19 protein-coding genes and 1 other annotated feature are annotated in these 18502 nt (G+C 50.8%); of the genes, 10 read left to right on the top strand and 9 right to left on the bottom strand.

The window, feature by feature from the left end:
- Nucleotides 1-95: 95 nt before the first annotated feature.
- From AK59_RS0101270 to AK59_RS0101260, 4 genes are all read right to left on the bottom strand, one after another.
- Nucleotides 96-1454 carry an APC family permease gene (locus tag AK59_RS0101270; RefSeq protein ID WP_013097840.1) on the bottom strand — a complete coding sequence of 453 codons (1359 nt, stop codon included), beginning with the start codon at nucleotides 1452-1454 and terminating at the stop codon, nucleotides 96-98.
- Nucleotides 1444-1506 carry a membrane protein YoeI gene (yoeI, locus tag AK59_RS1000000124875; protein ID WP_099458931.1) on the bottom strand — a complete coding sequence of 21 codons (63 nt, stop codon included), beginning with the start codon at nucleotides 1504-1506 and terminating at the stop codon, nucleotides 1444-1446. Before yoeI ends, AK59_RS0101270 begins: the two co-directional genes overlap by 11 nt.
- A gap of 217 nt (nucleotides 1507-1723) precedes the next feature.
- The gene (locus AK59_RS0101265) at nucleotides 1724-2653 is read right to left on the bottom strand and encodes a LysR substrate-binding domain-containing protein (protein WP_013097841.1); all 930 of its coding nucleotides are present in this window, start codon (nucleotides 2651-2653) and stop codon (nucleotides 1724-1726) included.
- Between the two features lie 41 nt (nucleotides 2654-2694).
- Nucleotides 2695-3519: an SDR family oxidoreductase gene (locus AK59_RS0101260; protein WP_013097842.1), complete on the bottom strand. Its 825-nt coding sequence runs from the start codon at nucleotides 3517-3519 to the stop codon at nucleotides 2695-2697.
- 175 nt (nucleotides 3520-3694) lie between these two features.
- Here AK59_RS0101260 and hisL point away from each other — a divergent pair, with 175 nt between their 5' ends.
- The 9 genes from hisL (at nucleotide 3695) to hisIE (ending at nucleotide 10911) form a co-directional block, all read left to right on the top strand.
- On the top strand, nucleotides 3695-3745 hold the full coding sequence (gene hisL, locus AK59_RS1000000124870; protein WP_013009236.1) for a his operon leader peptide: 51 nt from the start codon (nucleotides 3695-3697) through the stop codon (nucleotides 3743-3745).
- Nucleotides 3721-3844: a sequence feature (His leader region), on the top strand. Its footprint overlaps the gene before it by 25 nt.
- 45 nt (nucleotides 3845-3889) lie before the next feature.
- The gene (gene hisG, locus AK59_RS0101255; protein ID WP_000886595.1) at nucleotides 3890-4789 is read left to right on the top strand and encodes an ATP phosphoribosyltransferase; all 900 of its coding nucleotides are present in this window, start codon (nucleotides 3890-3892) and stop codon (nucleotides 4787-4789) included.
- Between the two features lie 5 nt (nucleotides 4790-4794).
- Complete coding sequence (gene hisD, locus AK59_RS0101250) at nucleotides 4795-6099, top strand: histidinol dehydrogenase (RefSeq protein ID WP_029881829.1); 1305 nt, start codon at nucleotides 4795-4797, stop codon at nucleotides 6097-6099.
- Nucleotides 6096-7157: a histidinol-phosphate transaminase gene (hisC, locus tag AK59_RS0101245; protein ID WP_029881828.1), complete on the top strand. Its 1062-nt coding sequence runs from the start codon at nucleotides 6096-6098 to the stop codon at nucleotides 7155-7157. Before hisD ends, hisC begins: the two co-directional genes overlap by 4 nt.
- Complete coding sequence (hisB, locus tag AK59_RS0101240) at nucleotides 7154-8221, top strand: bifunctional histidinol-phosphatase/imidazoleglycerol-phosphate dehydratase HisB (protein WP_020686233.1); 1068 nt, start codon at nucleotides 7154-7156, stop codon at nucleotides 8219-8221. Before hisC ends, hisB begins: the two co-directional genes overlap by 4 nt.
- Entirely contained in the window at nucleotides 8221-8811 is a 591-nt protein-coding gene (hisH, locus tag AK59_RS0101235; RefSeq protein WP_001103580.1) for an imidazole glycerol phosphate synthase subunit HisH, read from the top strand. Before hisB ends, hisH begins: the two co-directional genes overlap by 1 nt.
- Entirely contained in the window at nucleotides 8811-9548 is a 738-nt protein-coding gene (gene hisA, locus AK59_RS0101230) for a 1-(5-phosphoribosyl)-5-[(5-phosphoribosylamino)methylideneamino]imidazole-4-carboxamide isomerase (protein WP_029881827.1), read from the top strand. Before hisH ends, hisA begins: the two co-directional genes overlap by 1 nt.
- Nucleotides 9530-10306, top strand: a complete 777-nt coding sequence (hisF, locus tag AK59_RS0101225) for an imidazole glycerol phosphate synthase subunit HisF (protein WP_029881826.1) — start codon at nucleotides 9530-9532, stop codon at nucleotides 10304-10306. The genes hisA and hisF overlap by 19 nt, the downstream gene beginning before the upstream one ends.
- Nucleotides 10300-10911 (top strand): bifunctional phosphoribosyl-AMP cyclohydrolase/phosphoribosyl-ATP diphosphatase HisIE, encoded by a 612-nt coding sequence (hisIE, locus tag AK59_RS0101220; protein WP_000954830.1) that lies wholly within the window; start codon nucleotides 10300-10302, stop codon nucleotides 10909-10911. The genes hisF and hisIE overlap by 7 nt, the downstream gene beginning before the upstream one ends.
- A gap of 39 nt (nucleotides 10912-10950) precedes the next feature.
- On the opposite strand, the gene wzzB is transcribed toward hisIE, so the two are convergent.
- Nucleotides 10951-11931 (bottom strand): LPS O-antigen chain length determinant protein WzzB, encoded by a 981-nt coding sequence (gene wzzB, locus AK59_RS0101215; protein WP_029881825.1) that lies wholly within the window; start codon nucleotides 11929-11931, stop codon nucleotides 10951-10953.
- Between the two features lie 192 nt (nucleotides 11932-12123).
- On the opposite strand from wzzB, the gene AK59_RS0101210 reads away from it, so the two are divergent.
- Complete coding sequence (locus tag AK59_RS0101210; protein ID WP_029881824.1) at nucleotides 12124-13128, top strand: NAD-dependent epimerase; 1005 nt, start codon at nucleotides 12124-12126, stop codon at nucleotides 13126-13128.
- 51 nt (nucleotides 13129-13179) lie between these two features.
- Here AK59_RS0101210 and ugd read toward each other — a convergent pair whose 3' ends face one another.
- The 4 genes from ugd to AK59_RS0101190 all read right to left on the bottom strand — a co-directional run bounded on the left by ugd (nucleotide 13180) and on the right by AK59_RS0101190 (nucleotide 18490).
- Complete coding sequence (ugd, locus tag AK59_RS0101205) at nucleotides 13180-14346, bottom strand: UDP-glucose 6-dehydrogenase (RefSeq protein WP_029881823.1); 1167 nt, start codon at nucleotides 14344-14346, stop codon at nucleotides 13180-13182.
- A gap of 253 nt (nucleotides 14347-14599) precedes the next feature.
- The gene (gene gndA / locus AK59_RS0101200; RefSeq protein WP_029881822.1) at nucleotides 14600-16006 is read right to left on the bottom strand and encodes an NADP-dependent phosphogluconate dehydrogenase; all 1407 of its coding nucleotides are present in this window, start codon (nucleotides 16004-16006) and stop codon (nucleotides 14600-14602) included.
- A gap of 255 nt (nucleotides 16007-16261) precedes the next feature.
- Nucleotides 16262-17407, bottom strand: a complete 1146-nt coding sequence (locus tag AK59_RS0101195) for a glycosyltransferase family 4 protein (RefSeq protein ID WP_029881821.1) — start codon at nucleotides 17405-17407, stop codon at nucleotides 16262-16264.
- Between the two features lie 117 nt (nucleotides 17408-17524).
- Nucleotides 17525-18490: an EpsG family protein gene (locus tag AK59_RS0101190; protein ID WP_149896229.1), complete on the bottom strand. Its 966-nt coding sequence runs from the start codon at nucleotides 18488-18490 to the stop codon at nucleotides 17525-17527.
- Nucleotides 18491-18502 lie beyond the last annotated feature (12 nt).

Here is an 18502-nt window from a genome sequence, read left to right as displayed (position 1 = left end):
GATGGTCTCCGGTTTTTTTTGCCCGATGGTGCTGCACTTACGCGGGCCTACGGGTTTTGTCGGTCGGGTAAGCGTAGCCGCCACCCGACACGGTATTACGCAACGTCTTCGTACTGAGGAACCGGGTTACGGAAGCTCTTCGTCACGCAGGCCAGGTAAACCAGACCAATACCACCCCAGATCAGCCCCAGAATCATAGAGCTCTCTTCCAGGTTAATCCACAATGCACCGACCGTCAGCGCACCGCACATTGGCAGAACCAGGTAATTGAAGTGGTCTTTCAGCGTTTTGTTGCGCTTCTCACGGATCCAGAACTGCGAGATCACGGAGAGGTTAACAAAGGTAAAGGCCACCAGCGCACCAAAGTTGATCAGTGCCGTTGCCGTCACCAGGTCAAATTTAATGGCCATCAGGGCGATTGCGCCAACCAACAGCACGTTCCACGCCGGAGTACGCCATTTCGGATGAACGTAGCCGAAGAAACGGGTTGGGAACACACCGTCACGACCCATTACATACATCAGGCGAGAAACCCCTGCATGCGCAGCCATACCAGAAGCCAGAACGGTAACGCTGGAGAAGATCAGTACGCCCCACTGGAAGGTTTTCCCTGCTACATACAGCATGATTTCAGGCTGTGAAGCATCCGGCTCTTTGAAACGAGAGATATCCGGGAAGTAGAGCTGCAGGAAGTAGGAGGCACCAATGAAGATCATGCCACCAATCAACGCAGTCAGGAAAATGGCTCGTGGGATCACGCGTTCTGCATCTTTGGTCTCTTCAGACAGAGAAGAGATACCGTCGAAGCCCAGGAACGAGAAGCACAGAATAGTCGCACCGGTGATCATCGGCACCACATGTGCCCCTTCAGACCAGAACGGACGAGAGCTGACCAGCGTGCCCGCGCCTTCACCGTGAGAAACACCGTAAATGATCAAACCCACAATAACCGCAACAATACCCATTTGCAGAATAACAATCAGGGTGTTGAAGTTCGCCACGGTCTTAATGCTGCGCAGGTTAGAGATGGTCATAAAGGCCACTAACGCAACAACAAAGAGCCACGACGGTACCGAAGGTACCAGCGCTTCGAAGTAAATTTTTGCCAGCAGAATGTTGATCATCGGCATGAACAGGTAGTCCAGCAGCGATGACCAGCCCACCATAAAGCCAACCGCCGGGCTAATGGATTTCTGGGCATAGGTGTAGGCAGAGCCTGCAGACGGGAAACGGCGAACCAGTTTACCGTAGCTCAGCGCTGTAAAGAGAATAGCGACCAGTGCAAAGGCATACGCCGTTGCCACATGACCGTCAGTAAGGCCTGATACGATACCGAATGTATCGAACAGCGTCATTGGTTGCATATAGGCAAGGCCCATCATAACAACCGGAATCAACGTAAGTGTTTTACGTAATTCCACGCGAGAGGTGTTTGGAGTTGCGTTATGCGACATAGTTATTCTCCTTTACGGTGATAACCGCCACGTAAGCGAAAAATTGCCCCATTTCTTTCTTCCTCAGCGACAACAACTGTCGGATTTTAGTAAATATCTATCCGGTACGAAGCCCGGCCTCTTGGTTTTTAGTTTCGTTTCATACATGCAAAAAAAAATAACCGACGCCTTTTATATCGTCGATTATTCCTTTGGTTGCTGCGGCGCATTTTGCCCCACATCAGATACAAAACGCAATACTTTACAAAGGCATTGTAAATATTCCTGCGCTAACTGGCTGATTTGTGGACGCTGCTCTGTGTATAGACAGCGGCGATAGCACTATTTGCTAAAATTTCGTCCCGCCACCAGGCGCTGGCTAACCCCGCCGTTTGTTCATTCCAGCCAACCCAGACCGATTCATTACTGCTTTGAGCCAGCACCTGTTTTTCAATCAGCGCGCCGCTATCAAGAAATCGCTGCGCCAGATAGCGAGGTAAATAGCCGCAACCCAGCCCACTGATTTGCAATTCCAGCTTGGTTTTAAAATCAAAAACAGTAATGGCCTCCTGCTCATCAAGCAGCTGCGACGATACGGCACATTCCGGCCGTGAGCTGTCGCCCACCACAATAGCACGGTAACCTTTAATAACGCGCCGGTTAATGGGCTCGGGCTCCCGGGCCAGCGGATGATGCGGAGCAACCGCAAAAACTTGCTCAAGTATCCCGAGGCGGGCAAACCCAAAATCGCTCAGTTGAGGAGGTTCATGTAATGCGCCGACGATGATATCCGCCCTCCCCTGAACCAAGGCCTCCCAGGAGCCGCCCAGCACACCATTAATGAAAATCAGCCGGGTCACGCTGTGGCGCTGATAAAACGCTTCAATCAGCGGCGTCAGAAGGGAAAACGGAAAAGTATCGTCAACGCCAATCACCAGTTCATTTTCCCAGCCCTGATGAAGTTTGATGGCCTGTTTTTCCAGTTCGCGGACGGTGTGCAGCACTTCACGCCCTTTTTCCAGCAGCATTTGTCCGGTGCGGGTAAAGCGGGCCCGGTGGCCAGAGCGATCGAGGATCTGGATATTCAGATCGCTTTCCAGTTTATGAACCGTGTAGCTCAGCGCTGAAGGGGTTTTGTAGAGCTTCGCTGAGGCAGCCGCAAAGCTGCCTTCTTTTTCCAGTGCATCCAGAATAATGAGAACATCCAGCAGCGGTTTCATGTTCGCCCCCTTCCGGTGTGCGAGGGATTCCGCCGGAGGACTTATGCCATGGGCATCACCAGCGGATCGGGATACTGATACTCAAAACCCAGTTCATGACAAATGCGGTTGCCATCAACAATTTTGCCTTTGCTTTCGTCCTTTGTCTCACCAAAAACGGGTGGCGCCAGACCCAACTGACGCGCCATCAGCGGGTAAAATGTGCTTCGCGCAGGATGAGAGGGTGCACATATATTATAGATGTGCCCGCCCTTTGGAGCCTGCAAGAGGAGCTCAATTGCCCCGACAACATCGTCTAGATGCACCAGATTCACCACATGTTGCCCATCGGGGGCAGACTTGCCGGCAAAAAAGCGTCCCGGGTGTCGCCCAGGGCCAACCAGCCCCGCCAGACGCAGGATATCAACCTGCGTTCCCGGCAGGTTGTGCAGCCAGTCTTCCAGCTCTTTCAACACTTTTCCGCTCGCGGTAACAGGGCGGCGCTCGGTAGTCTCCTTCACCACACCTTCAACATCACCGTAGACCGAGGTTGAGCTGGTAAAAATAATACGCGGCACATCGTGTGCCAGTGCGCTGTCGACAATCTCCTGCATCGCCTGCAGATAGAATGATTCGCCCGGACCGCTGCGACGCGCGGGAAGCGTAATGACCAGCGCATCCACATTCATCAGCGTGTCCAGATCGTCAGTATCACATACCAGCTCTGGTTCAAGACGCAGCTCGACGCCATCAATACCGCACATGCGCGCCGCCTCCACGCCATCTGCCGTGGTTTTGCTCCCGGTCACATGCCAGCCTTTCGCGGCTAATGACATCGCCAGCGGCATTCCCAGCCATCCTAAACCGACAATCGCGACCTTTTTCATGTGAATTCTCCTGACTCTCACTCGTCTCTCATAAGGCTACGCCAGCGCAGCAGAACACACAATTCATAGCATCAATATGAAATGAATTAATGATCAAAAAAAGCCCTTGCAATGTGTCATACAACTGGTTTAGGTTAAAAGACATCAAATGAATAAGCATTCATCGAGAATTTATATGACACGCGTTCAATTTAAACACCGCCATCATCACCATCATCCTGACTAGTCTTTCAGGCGATGTGTGCTGGAAGACGTTTGGATCTTCCAGTGGTGCATGAACGCATGAAAAAGCCCCCGGAAGATCTTCTTCCGGGGGCTTTTTTTTGGACCAAATTCAGACAGATTAAAACAGGTTAACGAGGAACACAGAATGTTAGATAACTCACGTTTACGCATAGCTATTCAAAAATCAGGCCGTTTGAGTGATGATTCACGCGAACTGCTGGCCCGCTGCGGGATTAAAATCAACCTGCACACCCAGCGCCTGATTGCCCTGGCTGAAAACATGCCCATCGACATTCTGCGCGTGCGTGATGACGATATCCCAGGCCTGGTGATGGACGGTGTCGTTGACCTTGGCATCATCGGTGAAAACGTACTGGAAGAAGAGCTTCTGACCCGTCGCGCTCAGGGTGAAGATCCGCGTTACTTCACCCTGCGTCGCCTGGACTTCGGCGGCTGCCGCCTGTCGCTGGCAACACCGGTTGATGAAGCCTGGGATGGCCCGGCCGCGCTGAACGGCAAACGCATCGCTACCTCCTACCCTCACCTGTTAAAACGCTATCTGGATCAGAAAGGTGTGCAGTTTAAATCCTGTCTGCTTAACGGCTCTGTTGAAGTCGCGCCGCGTGCGGGCCTGGCGGATGCCATTTGCGACCTCGTCTCCACCGGTGCCACCCTGGAAGCGAACGGCCTGCGCGAAGTGGAAGTGATCTACCGCTCCAAAGCGTGCCTGATCCAGCGTGACGGCGAAATGGCTGACGCCAAGCAGCAGCTGATCGATAAACTGCTGACCCGTATTCAGGGTGTGATTCAGGCGCGTGAATCCAAGTACATCATGATGCATGCACCAACCGAACGTCTGGACGAAGTGATCGCCCTGCTGCCAGGTGCTGAGCGCCCTACCATTCTGCCACTGGCGGGCGATCAGCAGCGTGTGGCGATGCACATGGTCAGTAGCGAAACGCTGTTCTGGGAAACCATGGAAAAACTGAAGGCACTGGGCGCAAGCTCCATTCTGGTGCTGCCAATTGAGAAGATGATGGAGTAATTGCCATGAGCTTTAACACGATCATCACCTGGAATGAGTGTACTGACGAACAGCAGCGCGAGCTGTTAATGCGCCCGGCCATCAGCGCCTCCGAAAGCATCACCCGTACCGTGACGGAGATCCTGAATAACGTCAAAACCCGTGGCGATAAAGCGCTGCGGGAATACAGTGCAAAGTTTGATAAAACGGAAGTTGATGCATTAAAGGTTACCGAACAGGAAATCATTGATGCCAGTAATCGTCTGGGTGATGACATCAAACAGGCGATGGCCGTCGCAGTGAAAAACATCGAGACCTTCCACGTCGCGCAGAAACTGCAGACCGTTGATGTGGAAACGCTGCCGGGTGTGCGTTGCCAGCAGGTGACCCGTCCCGTCGCCTCGGTGGGTCTCTACATCCCTGGCGGCTCCGCCCCGCTGTTCTCAACCGTATTAATGTTGGCCACTCCGGCGCGTATTGCCGGTTGCCAGAAAGTGGTGCTCTGCTCCCCACCACCGATTGCCGATGAAATTCTCTATGCTGCAAAACTCTGTGGCGTGCAGGAAGTGTTTAAAGTCGGCGGCGCGCAGGCGATTTCTGCCCTCGCGTTTGGCACAGAATCTATCCCGAAGGTCGACAAAATTTTCGGCCCGGGCAACGCCTTTGTCACCGAAGCCAAGCGCCAGGTCAGCCAGCGTCTTGATGGCGCGGCCATTGATATGCCCGCGGGTCCGTCGGAAGTGCTGGTGATTGCCGACAGCGGCGCCACGCCGGATTTTGTGGCGTCTGACCTGTTATCCCAGGCGGAACACGGCCCGGATTCTCAGGTGATTTTACTGACGCCAGATGCCGATATGGCCAAACGCGTGGGTGAAGCCGTAGAGCGTCAGCTTGCCGATTTACCCCGCGCCGACACGGCACGCCAGGCGTTATCCGCCAGCCGCCTGATTGTGGCGCGCGATCTTGGCCAGTGCATCGCTATCTCCAACCAGTACGGCCCGGAGCATCTGATTATTCAGACCCGCAACGCGCGCGACCTGGTCGACAGCATCACCAGCGCAGGTTCGGTTTTCCTCGGCGACTGGTCCCCGGAGTCCGCGGGCGATTACGCCTCCGGCACCAACCACGTTCTGCCGACGTATGGTTACACCTCGACCTGTTCCAGCCTGGGCCTGGCCGATTTCCAGAAACGCATGACCGTGCAGGAACTCTCCCGTGAAGGGTTTGCCTCGCTGGCGTCCACCATTCAGACGCTGGCCGCCGCCGAGCGCCTTACCGCCCACAAAAACGCCGTTACGCTGCGCGTTGCAGCCCTGAAGGAGCAAGCATGAACATTGAAGAATTAGCGCGGGAAAATGTCCGTCGACTGACGCCTTATCAATCTGCTCGTCGCCTGGGCGGCAACGGTGATGTCTGGCTGAACGCCAACGAATTCCCTACAGCGGTACAGTTTGAGCTGTCGCAGCAGACGCTGAACCGTTATCCGGAGTGCCAGCCAAAAGCAGTGATTGAAAACTATGCGCAATATGCGGGCGTGAAGCCGGAGCAGGTGCTGGTCAGCCGCGGTGCGGATGAAGGCATTGAGCTGTTGATCCGCGCGTTCTGCGAGCCAGGTAAAGATGCGGTGATGTATTGCCAGCCAACCTACGGCATGTACAGCGTCAGCGCGGAAACCTTTGGCGTGGCGTGCCGTAACGTGCTCTCCCTGGAGAACTGGCAGCTGGACCTGCAGGGAATTGCCGACAATCTGGACGGCGTGAAGGTGGTCTTTGTCTGTAGCCCCAACAACCCAACCGGGCAAATTATCAACCCTCAGGATATCCGTACCCTGCTGGAGATGACCCGCGGCAAAGCACTGGTGGTCGCCGACGAAGCCTATATTGAGTTCTGCCCTCAGGCGACGCTGGCCGGCTGGCTGGAAGAGTACCCACACCTGGTGGTGCTGCGTACGCTGTCGAAAGCCTTTGCGCTTGCAGGTCTGCGCTGCGGGTTTACGCTGGCCAATAAAGCGGTGATCGACCTGCTGCTGAAAGTGATCGCCCCCTATCCGCTTTCTACTCCCGTGGCTGACATTGCCGCTCAGGCCCTGACCCCGCAAGGGATCAATGCGATGCGTGAGCGTGTGGCACAAATCCTGGAAGAACGACAGTACCTGGTGACCGCCCTGAAAGCGATCCCTTGCGTAGAGCAGGTGTTCGACTCTGAAACCAACTACCTCCTGGTTTGCTTTACCGCCTCCAGTGCCGTATTTAAATCTTTATGGGATCAGGGCATTATCTTACGTGATCAAAATAAACAACCTTCTCTGAGCGGCTGCCTGCGTATTACCGTAGGTACCCGTGCAGAGAGCCAGCGCGTGATTGACGCACTGAAAGCGGAGAAAGTATGAGCCAGAAGATCCTCTTTATCGACCGAGACGGCACCCTGATTTCGGAGCCACCAACCGATTTTCAGGTCGATCGTTTCGACAAACTGGCTTTTGAACCAGACGTGATCCCGGTGCTGCTGAAACTGCAGAAAGCCGGATATAAGCTGGTGATGATCACCAACCAGGACGGTCTGGGTACCGACAGCTTCCCGCAGGCCGACTTTGACGGCCCGCATAACCTGATGATGCAGGTACTCACCTCTCAGGGGGTGGTATTTGATGAGGTGCTGATTTGCCCACATCTGCCTGCCGATGCGTGCGACTGCCGCAAGCCGAAGGTGAAACTGGTAGAGCGCTATCTGCTGGAAGATGTCCTGGATAAAGCTAACAGCTACGTTATTGGCGATCGCGCCACCGACATTACGCTTGCCGAAAATATGGGCATCACCGGGCTGCGCTACAACCGCGACGATCTCAACTGGGCGAAGATTGGCGAGCAGCTCACCAAACGTGACCGCTACTCGCACGTAGAACGCAACACCAAAGAGACACAGATTGACGTCAAGGTGTGGCTGGATCGCGAAGGCGGCAGCAAGATCCACACCGGGGTGGGTTTCTTCGACCACATGCTGGATCAGATTGCCACCCACGGCGGCTTCCGCATGGAGATTACGGTTAAAGGCGATCTCTACATTGACGATCACCACACCGTTGAAGACACCGGTCTGGCGCTGGGCGAAGCGCTGAAGCTGGCCCTGGGCGACAAACGTGGCATCAACCGTTTTGGGTTTGTTCTGCCAATGGATGAGTGCCTGGCGCGCTGTGCGATGGATATCTCCGGTCGTCCGCACCTGGAATATAAAGCCGATTTCACCTACCAGCGCGTGGGCGATCTCAGCACCGAAATGGTGGAGCACTTCTTCCGTTCATTGTCCTACACCATGGGCCTGACGCTGCACCTTAAGACCAAAGGCAAGAACGACCACCACCGAGTGGAGAGCCTGTTCAAGGCCTTTGGCCGTACCCTGCGCCAGGCAATTCGTGTGGAAGGTGACGCCCTGCCCTCATCAAAAGGAGTGCTGTAATGAATGTGGTGATTCTGGATACCGGATGCGCCAACCTGAACTCCGTGAAATCGGCCATTGCTCGCCACGGCTACGAGCCAGTGGTGAGCCGTGACCCGGACGTCGTGCTGCGCGCAGACAAACTCTTCCTGCCTGGTGTAGGCACCGCGCAGGCGGCGATGGATCAGATCCACGAGCGTGAACTGGTCGATCTCATCAAAGCCTGTACCCAGCCAGTGCTCGGGATTTGCCTGGGTATGCAACTGCTCGGCCGTCGTAGTGAAGAGAGCAACGGCGTCGAACTGCTGGGTATTATTGAAGAAGACGTGCCAAAAATGGCCGATCACGGTTTACCACTGCCACATATGGGCTGGAACCGCGTTTATGCGAAAGCGGGTGACAGACTGTTTCGCGGCATTGAGGATGGCGCTTACTTCTACTTCGTGCACAGCTACGCCATGCCTGTGAATCCCTACACCATCGCCCAGTGCAATTATGGCGAGGCGTTTACCGCGGCAGTGCAGAAAGATAACTTCTTCGGCGTGCAGTTTCACCCGGAACGTTCGGGTGCCGCAGGCGCTCAGCTGCTGAAAAACTTCCTGGAGATGTGATGATTATTCCCGCTTTAGACTTAATTGACGGCACGGTTGTTCGTCTTCATCAGGGTGATTACGGCCAGCAGCGCGACTACGGTAACGATCCGCTGCCCCGCCTGCAGGATTATGCCGCTCAGGGTGCGCAGGTGTTGCACCTGGTGGATTTAACGGGCGCGAAAGATCCGGCAAAACGCCAGATCCCACTGTTAAAAAAACTGGTGGCGGGCGTGGATGTCCCCGTACAGGTTGGTGGCGGTGTGCGCACGGAAGATGACGTTGCGGCACTGCTGGACGCCGGCGTGGCGCGCGTGGTGGTCGGCTCGACGGCGGTCAAAGATCCCGACACGGTGAAAGGCTGGTTCCGCCGCTTTGGTGCCGACGCGCTGGTGCTGGCCCTGGATGTCCGTATCGATGAACAGGGCAATAAGCAGGTAGCGGTCAGCGGCTGGCAGGAGAATTCTGGCGTTACCCTGGAGGAGCTGGTGGATATTTATCTGCCCGTTGGCCTGAAGCACGTGCTGTGCACCGATATCTCCCGCGACGGCACGCTGGCAGGCTCTAACGTTTCTTTATATCAAGAAGTTTGCACCCGCTATCCGCAGGTGGCGTTTCAGTCCTCTGGCGGCATAGGCGATATTAACGACATCGCCGCACTGCGCGGGACCGGCGTGAAGGGTGTGATTGTGGGCCGGGCCCTGCTGGAAGGAAAATTTACTGTGACGGAGGCGATTCAATGCTGGCAAAACGGATAATCCCTTGCCTGGACGTACGTGACGGCCAGGTTGTAAAAGGCGTGCAGTTCCGCAACCACGAGATCATCGGCGACATCGTCCCACTGGCAAAACGCTATGCCGATGAAGGTGCAGACGAGCTGGTATTTTATGATATCACCGCCTCCAGCGATGGCCGAGTGGTGGATAAAAGCTGGGTCTCGCGCGTCGCAGAGGTGATTGATATTCCGTTCTGCGTGGCGGGCGGGATTAAGTCTGCAGAAGATGCGGCGAAAATCCTCTCCTTTGGTGCCGACAAAATTTCAATCAACTCCCCTGCGCTGGCCGACCCGGAGCTGATTACCCGTCTGGCCGATCGCTTTGGCGTGCAGTGTATTGTTGTCGGGATCGACACCTGGTATGACGCGGCCACCGGCAAGTATCACGTCAACCAGTATACTGGCGACGAAAGCCGTACCCGCGTGACCCAATGGGAGACGCTGGACTGGGTTCAGGAAGTGCAGAAACGTGGCGCGGGCGAAATGGTGCTGAACATGATGAACCAGGACGGCGTGCGTAACGGTTACGATCTGGAACAGCTGAAAAAAGTGCGTGCGGTTTGTCACGTACCGCTGATCGCCTCCGGCGGCGCGGGCACTATGGAACACTTCCTGGAAGCCTTCCGCGATGCGAACGTTGACGGCGCGCTGGCGGCTTCCGTGTTCCACAAACAGATTATCAATATTGGTGAGTTAAAAACGTACCTGGCCGACCAGGGCGTGGAGATCAGGGTATGTTAACAGAGCAACAACAGGCGCAGCTGGACTGGGAAAAAACTGACGGATTACTGCCCGTGGTTGTCCAGCATGCCGTTTCCGGTGAAGTGCTGATGCTGGGATATATGAACCAGGAGGCGCTGGCGAAAACGGTCGACAGCGGTAAAGTGACCTTTTTCTCGCGCACGAAACAGCGCCTGTGGACCAAAGGGGAAACCTCTGGCCACTTCCTGAATGTGGTTAGCATTACGCCGGATTGCGACAACGATACTCTGCTGGTTCTGGCTAACCCCATCGGTCCCACCTGCCATAAAGGCACCAGCAGTTGCTTCGGAGAGGCAAGCCACCAGTGGCTGTTCCTGTATCAACTGGAGCAGTTACTGGCTGAGCGTAAAACGGCAGATCCTTCCAGTTCGTATACGGCGAAGCTGTATGCAAGCGGCACCAAGCGTATTGCGCAGAAAGTGGGTGAAGAAGGCGTTGAGACCGCGCTGGCCGCGACGGTGCATGACCGCGAAGAGCTGACCAACGAAGCGTCTGATTTGATGTATCACCTGCTGGTGCTGCTGCAGGATCAGGAGCTGGATTTAACGGCGGTGATTGAGAATCTTCGTAAGCGGCATAAATAAAAAAACCGGGGAATTTCCCCGGTTTTTTTTATCTGCAAGTCAGGCTTTTGGTTTGTAGTTACGCAACGCGTTGCGGCCGAGAACCACACCAGAACCGATAATTCCACCGAGCAAGACCGCCAGAATTAACGTGATGGCCTTTTTCGGGCTGTCACGATAGACGGGAAGATCCGGCTTCATAACGTAACGATAAACATGGATGGTATCCGGGTTCACGTTTAACTTCTCGATATCCAGTAAGTTTTGCTTAGTCTGGTAGTAAGCGCCAGAGAAGACCAGTGGACGAGACGCTTCGTTATCAATCATCGATTTCAGCGCTTCGCTTCCCAGCAGGAACATGGTTTCCTGAGTCACGTCCTGGGTCTGCTGGATCTGCGGGGTGGTAATTTTCGCCGCTTCCGCATTCTTAAGCGCCTCAGAAATCTGTTTAATACGCAGATCTTTCTGCTCCTGAGCGACTTTCTCCTGGTTTTCAAGGGAGTCATTGAGGCTGGTGATCTGCTGCTTAATGTTGTCTTTGAGGTCGAGAGCAAGTTCCTTCGCCGTTTGCTCATCCACCTGTTGGATGTACTGCGCAAGCTGTTTTTGTGCCGCTTCTGCTGACTCACCTTGATAAGTGACGCTTAACGGCAGCGGTTGCCCTTTAACGGTTGCATCGATGGTCAGCTTTTCTGGCATTTCCTGGTTTTCAAGCGCCTGAGCTAAAGCAGAAAACGACGAATTGAAACGACCAATGGCACGGTTTTGAATATCCAGCATTGAAGGTGCCGCACTACCGTAAAGGATATTCAGTGCATTCGCGTAAGTGGCAATTTGCGCCGCATCCGGCTGGGCAATAATCGCGGACGAGGTCCATTTTTCTTTTGCAATGGTGATGTAAATACCCGCAATGATGATAAAAACAGCAACAAAAGCGCCAATTACCCACTTTCCACGCCACAGCTGTAGCACTAAATCAAGTAAATCAATTTGCTCCGGACCATTACTGCTATTAACCGGAGTATTGTTGTTCTGCGTCATACAATCCCTAACAGATGAAAAAGGGCAAAAACAGTGATGTTTACATAGTGTATCTGTTGCCAGCGATTTTTCTATCAGAATCCGATGAGTTATATCGGAAAGATGGGTTATGTAACTCGCAGTCAACGCGTTATCATATAGCAATTCTGATGCCTCAGGCATCGACAAGATAGAAATATAATGAGGAAAGATATGAAATTTTTGGTCACGGGCGCGGCAGGTTTTATCGGATCGCATGTCAGCCAACGCTTGCTGGATGCCGGGCATCAGGTCGTCGGAATTGATAATCTTAATGACTATTATGACGTCAATCTCAAGCTGGCACGTCTGGATTTACTGAAATCCGGGAATTTCACCTTCCACAAGATGGAGTTAGCCGATCGTGAAACTATGGCAGCGCTGTTTGCCACCGAAAAGTTTGATCGCGTGATACATCTGGCCGCTCAAGCAGGTGTGCGTTACTCGCTGGAAAATCCGCACGCGTATGCGGATGCTAACCTGGTCGGTCACCTTAACGTGCTGGAAGGGTGTCGTCATAACAAGGTACAGCACCTGCTGTATGCCTCATCAAGCTCCGTTTATGGTCTGAACCGCAAGATGCCGTTCTCCACTGACGACTCCGTAGATCACCCGGTGTCACTGTACGCGGCGACCAAAAAAGCCAACGAGCTGATGTCGCATACTTATTCCCATCTCTATAACATGCCGACCACCGGCCTGCGTTTCTTTACCGTGTATGGCCCGTGGGGACGTCCGGACATGGCGCTGTTCAAGTTTACAAAGGCAATGATAGAAGGCAAAAGCATCGATGTTTACAACTACGGCAAGATGAAGCGTGACTTCACTTACATTGATGACATCGCTGAAGCCATTATTCGTTTGCAGGATGTCATACCTCAGGCCGATGCAGACTGGACCGTCGAGACCGGTTCCCCGGCAACCAGCTCCGCGCCTTATCGGGTTTACAACATTGGTAACAGCTCTCCGGTCGAGCTTATGGATTACATTACGGCGCTGGAAGAAGCTCTCGGCAAAGAAGCAGAGAAAAACATGATGCCGATTCAACCGGGTGACGTGCTGGAAACCAGCGCGGACACGAAAGCGTTGTATGACGTTATTGGTTTTAAACCGCAGACTTCAGTCAAAGACGGGGTGAAAAACTTTGTCGACTGGTATCGCGCTTTCTACAAGGTCTGAAAATAAAAAAACCCGGCAACATAGCCGGGTTTTTTACGCGCGTTAAAATAATCAATCGCTACCGAACAGATCGCGGGTATAGACTTTATCCGCCACATCCGCCAACTCTTCCGCCATGCGGTTAGAGATAATCACGTCCGCTTCCTGCTTGAATGCATTCAAATCGCGAATCACACGTGAATGGAAGAACTCATCTTCCTGCATTGCGGGTTCATAAATAATGACCTGTACACCCTTCGCTTTAATACGCTTCATGATCCCCTGAATGGAAGAGGCACGGAAGTTATCGGAACCGCTCTTCATGATCAGACGATACACGCCCACCACTTTCGGCTGACGCGCGAGGATGGAATCAGAAATGAAATCCTTACGCGTGCGATTGGCATCCACAATCGCTGAAATCAGGTTGTTTGGCACAGCCTGATAGTTGGCCAGCAACTGCTTGGTATCTTTTGGCAGGCAGTAACCACCGTAGCCAAATGACGGATTGTTATAGTGGTTACCAATGCGCGGATCGAGACAAACACCTTCGATGATCTGGCGGGTGTTCAAACCCAGGCTCTCAGCGTAGCTGTCCAGCTCGTTGAAGTAGGCCACGCGCATTGCCAGATAGGTATTGGCGAAGAGCTTGATCGCCTCGGCTTCGGTGGAGTCAGTGAACAGTACCGGAATATCTTTCTTGATTGCGCCTTCCTGCAGCAGTGCGGCGAAGCGCTCCGCACGCTCAGAGCGCTCACCGATCACGATACGGGATGGGTGCAGGTTATCGTATAACGCCCTGCCCTCGCGCAGGAACTCTGGCGAGAAGAAGACATTATCAATACCCAACTCTTCTTTAATCGATTTAGTGAAGCCTACCGGAATGGTCGATTTGATGATCATCACCGCTTTTGGGTTGATTGCGATAACATCTTTGATCACCGCTTCTACGGTTGAGGTGTTGAAGTAGTTGGTTTTAGGGTCGTAATCCGTTGGTGTCGCGATGATGACGAAATCTGCGTCGCGATAGGCGTCTTCTTTATCCGTCGTGGCACGGAAATTCAGCGGTTTATTGGCAAGGTATTCCTGGATTTCTTTATCGACAATCGGGGATTGCTTTTGATTAAGCATATCCACTTTGGACTTAACGATATCCAACGCCACCACTTCATGGTTTTGTGCGATCAGAATGCCGTTTGATAGGCCTACATAGCCTGTTCCGGAGATAGTTATTTTCATTCGTTCAACTTCTTCAAGTTTAAGTTTCAGGAGGCGTAAGCACACCACCGCAATAAACAACTGTTGAGGTTTTTACCTCTTATGTTGAGCGGCTGTCAAGGCGAATGCCTGGCTGCAGAAATGAGAAAACGCAGTGGTTTATAGGGTGTTGAAAGACACTCGCTGGACAAAGCAAGTCCAGATGGGCTTATCCGTTATAAAAAAAGCCCGGTGGGCATCACCGGGCTTTGTTATCAGGCTGAGTTAAATCAGATTAATCCAGCCATTCGGTGTGAAACACACCTTCTTTATCCGTACGTTTATAAGTGTGCGCACCGAAGTAGTCACGCTGCGCCTGGATCAGGTTGGCAGGCAGTACGGCAGCGCGATAGCTGTCGTAGTACGCCACTGCAGCGGAGAAGGTCGGCACAGGAATACCATTCTGTACAGCGTATGCAACCACATCACGCAGCGCCTGCTGGTATTCGTCAGCAATCTTCTTAAAGTAAGGTGCCAGAAGCAGGTTCGCGATACCTGCATTTTGAGCATAGGCATCGGTGATTTTCTGCAGGAATTGGGCGCGGATAATGCAACCTGCACGGAAGATCTTCGCGATTTCACCGTAGTTCAGATCCCAGTTGTTTTCGTCAGAAGCCGCGCGCAGTTGAGAGAAACCTTGCGCGTAAGAGACGATTTTGCCCAGGTACAGAGCACGACGAACCTTCTCAACGAATTCCGCTTTGTCACCCGCTGGTTTAGCCTGCGGACCAGACAGCACTTTGGAAGCCGCCACGCGCTGATCTTTCAGAGAAGAGATGTAGCGAGCGAATACGGATTCGGTGATCAGAGACAGCGGTTCGCCCAGGTCCAAAGAGCTCTGGCTGGTCCATTTACCGGTACCTTTGTTCGCCGCTTCGTCAAGAATCACATCGACCAGGTATTTACCCTCTTCATCTTTCTTCGTGAAGATATCTTTGGTGATGTCGATCAGATAGCTGTTCAGCTCGCCTTTGTTCCACTCGGTGAAGGTATCTGCGAGTTCTTCGTTGGAGAGGTTCAGGCCCCCCTTCAGCAGAGAGTAGGCTTCAGCAATCAGTTGCATATCGCCGTATTCGATGCCGTTGTGAACCATCTTTACATAGTGGCCTGCACCGTCCGGACCGATATAGGTCACACACGGCTCACCATCTTCCGCAACCGCAGCGATTTTGGTCAGGATTGGCGCAACAAGCTCGTACGCTTCTTTCTGGCCGCCAGGCATGATAGATGGGCCTTTCAGCGCGCCCTCTTCACCACCGGAAACACCGGTACCGATGAAGTTGAAACCTTCAGCAGAGAGTTCACGGTTACGACGAATGGTGTCCTGGAAGAAGGTGTTACCACCATCAATGATGATGTCGCCTTTATCCAGATAAGGTTTCAGGGAATCGATGGCTGCATCGGTACCTGCGCCAGCTTTCACCATTAACAGGATACGACGAGGCGTTTCCAGAGATTCAACAAACTCTTTAACCGTATAGAAAGGAACCAGCTTCTTACCCGGATTCTCAGCGATGACTTCTTCGGTCTTATCACGGGAGCGGTTGAAAACGGAGACGGTATAACCACGGCTTTCGATGTTGAGCGCCAGGTTGCGCCCCATCACTGCCATACCGACAACGCCGATCTGTTGCTTGGACATTACATACTCCTGTCAGGTGTGGTCGCCGCGACTTATGCGCGGCTTGAATATGTTGATAATGTTAACTCAGGTTAAGGTCATGGAGGTAGCTAAAATTGCTTTTAAAACTTTTACCTACTATAAGTGAGGGATATTGCAAAATGTGGCTAAAAAACTTTTTAGCGAAATTAGTACATTGCAAAAATATTGAAACCAGGACCATAAAGGAATTTAAAAAAACAATTTAGTACTTTTGGATTAAAAATCGATGTTATGTTACGTAATAAGTCGATTGTAAATACTCATGTGTTTATCAACCACCGAGTTGACATCGAATTCTTGTTCAGCAAAATCTCTCGCAGCAATTCCCATTTTGCGTCTCAGTTCAGGTTGCTCGATTAAACTTATAATAGCGCCAGCCAGAGCCTGTGAATTTTTTATAGGGACACAGAGACCTGTTTGGCCATGAATAATCGCATCTCTGCAACCGGGGTTATTTGTAGTGACAATAGCTCTACCACATGCTGCCGCTTCAATAAGAACCTTTGGAACCCCTTCACCATAAAAAGAAGGGAGGCAAACAATATTAGATTGACTAAAAATCTCAGCAATATCTGTTCGGTGGCCTAAATATTTTACCACTCCATCATTTGCCCACTTTTCAATTTCATGAATCATGACTGAATTTGGATTTTCGATATCAGGGGTACCAATAAGTAAAAAATCAACGTCAGGGTATTTTTCCTTAACTAGCTTGGCAGCTTCGATATATTCATAAACACCTTTATCTTTTAACAAGCGACATGCCATTGAAACCTTAACCGAGCACTCTTCCATTTCAGGCTTATAATTATAGACGTTCAGGTCAGCACCAGAACCTTTAATCAAAACTTTATCATCGCGAGTCAAACCAACTATATTACTAAGAATGCTTTCATCAGAACTATTTTGGAAAATAACAATTTTCCTTTTCCCGCTCAACGAGATTTTATAAAGCAATGAAACAGTCAACTTTATTAATCTTGCGCGCAAGGTTGGGGACGTAAAAACATATCCCAGTCCAGATATTGCGGATACCATTGCACTCTTTCTAAAGAGCGTCTTCCGCATTAAACCTGAATATATAACTGGTTTAATAGTAATTGAATGAATAATATCAGGACGTGTCAAACTAATTACTTGCCGCACATTGAGAAGAGTTTTCATTTCTGAAAATAGCCCAACACCGCTTCGACTGAAAGGGATTTCATAAGTCTCGAATCCCATAGACTCCAGTTGCTCACGGTGAGTAGTAAAACGACATGCTATTACAACGTGGAAACCCTGCTGAAGTGCTTTCAACGCTATTGGCAAACGATGTGAAATAAAAAACCAATCAACGTTCACGAAATACAACAACGTCCTTCGCTCATTATTAATCATTATGAACACTCTTCATTTCAATCAAATTCTCAACATATACAAAACTTTTTTCACCCGAATTATTATTTTTTGCAAAAAAAATATCAATAACAAGCGAAACACAAAATATCAAATAACTTATTGCGTGCCAAAAATTGGCTCAAGGTAGATATTTCTAACCGCAAAATACACACTTACAAAAATTAGAAAGAACAATGCAATTGTTTTATTCCACTTATTGGTAACTCCTGGAACCCAAAAATAAAAGCAAGTCCATCCTAACTCGAATATTCTGCTTGCAATCGTAGGAATTAGTGATGCAGGTATTGAAATCGCATATGCCGCCATAGAAATTATAAAACATCTTTTTTGAAAGACTGAAAGATTGTTAAAAGAAAAAACACCAATTATCAGTGGTAATAGCAGCCCCATAAATCTTATAGATGCAAAATTAAAACTCTCGTTATCAGCCCGACTGGCATATAATCTTATCATGCTAAAATTAGAAATTAGAATATCCTGTATGTAATACAAAATAACTGCTGCTATCACTGCATAAAGAAAAATTACAGGTATTTTTAGTTTGTTGTTCGCCAACCATGCGTTGGGTATTATCAGGCCCATAATAAAGAATGCCATGGAGTAATGGAACAATATTGAAAGTATAAAAAACAAAAATGACAATTTAGTTCGTTCGTTCGATTTAAAGTAAAGACTTAAGAGAACAAAGCTTATAGCTATAGCTACACGAATCTGCGTCATTTCATGCAGAAGCCCTATTCCCATCAAATAAATAATTGCAATGAGGAATCTATTATTAGATTTAGAAAAAAGGTATTGTTTAATCGTTAATGAGATAAATGCTATGAAGACCAGTAGCACATGAATGTCAGTATTGAGGACCTGTTTAAAAAAATAACTTATCAATACAAAGCCAAATTCAAACCTTGTATCTGAAAAAGCAAAGTTATCATTAATACTATCGTAAAAAGTTTCGTAAGATATAAAATCGCTATCCTGCCCTAACATCCGTAAGCCAAAGAATAATGATATTGCCACCATGCAAAGAAAAAGCATGTATATTCTAAAATGTTTGATAGCCAATTTAACCTCAGA

The organism is Enterobacter sp. T1-1 (assembly GCF_000710795.1).
GTDB classification, from domain to species: Bacteria; Pseudomonadota; Gammaproteobacteria; order Enterobacterales; family Enterobacteriaceae; genus Enterobacter; species Enterobacter cloacae.
Note: the sequence above shows the minus strand (reverse complement) of the source record. Positions and strands in the feature narration are given on the sequence as shown.

Coding starts and splice junctions, on each gene's coding strand:
- hisD (WP_029881829.1), top strand. CDS start 4,795: ATGAGCTTTAACACGATCATCACCTGGAATGAGTGTACTGACGAACAG.
- ugd (WP_029881823.1), bottom strand. CDS start 14,346: ATGAAAATAACTATCTCCGGAACAGGCTATGTAGGCCTATCAAACGGC.
- hisIE (WP_000954830.1), top strand. CDS start 10,300: ATGTTAACAGAGCAACAACAGGCGCAGCTGGACTGGGAAAAAACTGAC.
- hisB (WP_020686233.1), top strand. CDS start 7,154: ATGAGCCAGAAGATCCTCTTTATCGACCGAGACGGCACCCTGATTTCG.
- wzzB (WP_029881825.1), bottom strand. CDS start 11,931: ATGACGCAGAACAACAATACTCCGGTTAATAGCAGTAATGGTCCGGAG.
- hisH (WP_001103580.1), top strand. CDS start 8,221: ATGAATGTGGTGATTCTGGATACCGGATGCGCCAACCTGAACTCCGTG.
- AK59_RS0101265 (WP_013097841.1), bottom strand. CDS start 2,653: ATGAAACCGCTGCTGGATGTTCTCATTATTCTGGATGCACTGGAAAAA.
- hisC (WP_029881828.1), top strand. CDS start 6,096: ATGAACATTGAAGAATTAGCGCGGGAAAATGTCCGTCGACTGACGCCT.
- AK59_RS0101270 (WP_013097840.1), bottom strand. CDS start 1,454: ATGTCGCATAACGCAACTCCAAACACCTCTCGCGTGGAATTACGTAAA.
- AK59_RS0101260 (WP_013097842.1), bottom strand. CDS start 3,519: ATGAAAAAGGTCGCGATTGTCGGTTTAGGATGGCTGGGAATGCCGCTG.
- AK59_RS0101195 (WP_029881821.1), bottom strand. CDS start 17,407: ATGATTAATAATGAGCGAAGGACGTTGTTGTATTTCGTGAACGTTGAT.
- hisF (WP_029881826.1), top strand. CDS start 9,530: ATGCTGGCAAAACGGATAATCCCTTGCCTGGACGTACGTGACGGCCAG.
- gndA (WP_029881822.1), bottom strand. CDS start 16,006: ATGTCCAAGCAACAGATCGGCGTTGTCGGTATGGCAGTGATGGGGCGC.
- hisG (WP_000886595.1), top strand. CDS start 3,890: ATGTTAGATAACTCACGTTTACGCATAGCTATTCAAAAATCAGGCCGT.
- AK59_RS0101210 (WP_029881824.1), top strand. CDS start 12,124: ATGAAATTTTTGGTCACGGGCGCGGCAGGTTTTATCGGATCGCATGTC.
- hisA (WP_029881827.1), top strand. CDS start 8,811: ATGATTATTCCCGCTTTAGACTTAATTGACGGCACGGTTGTTCGTCTT.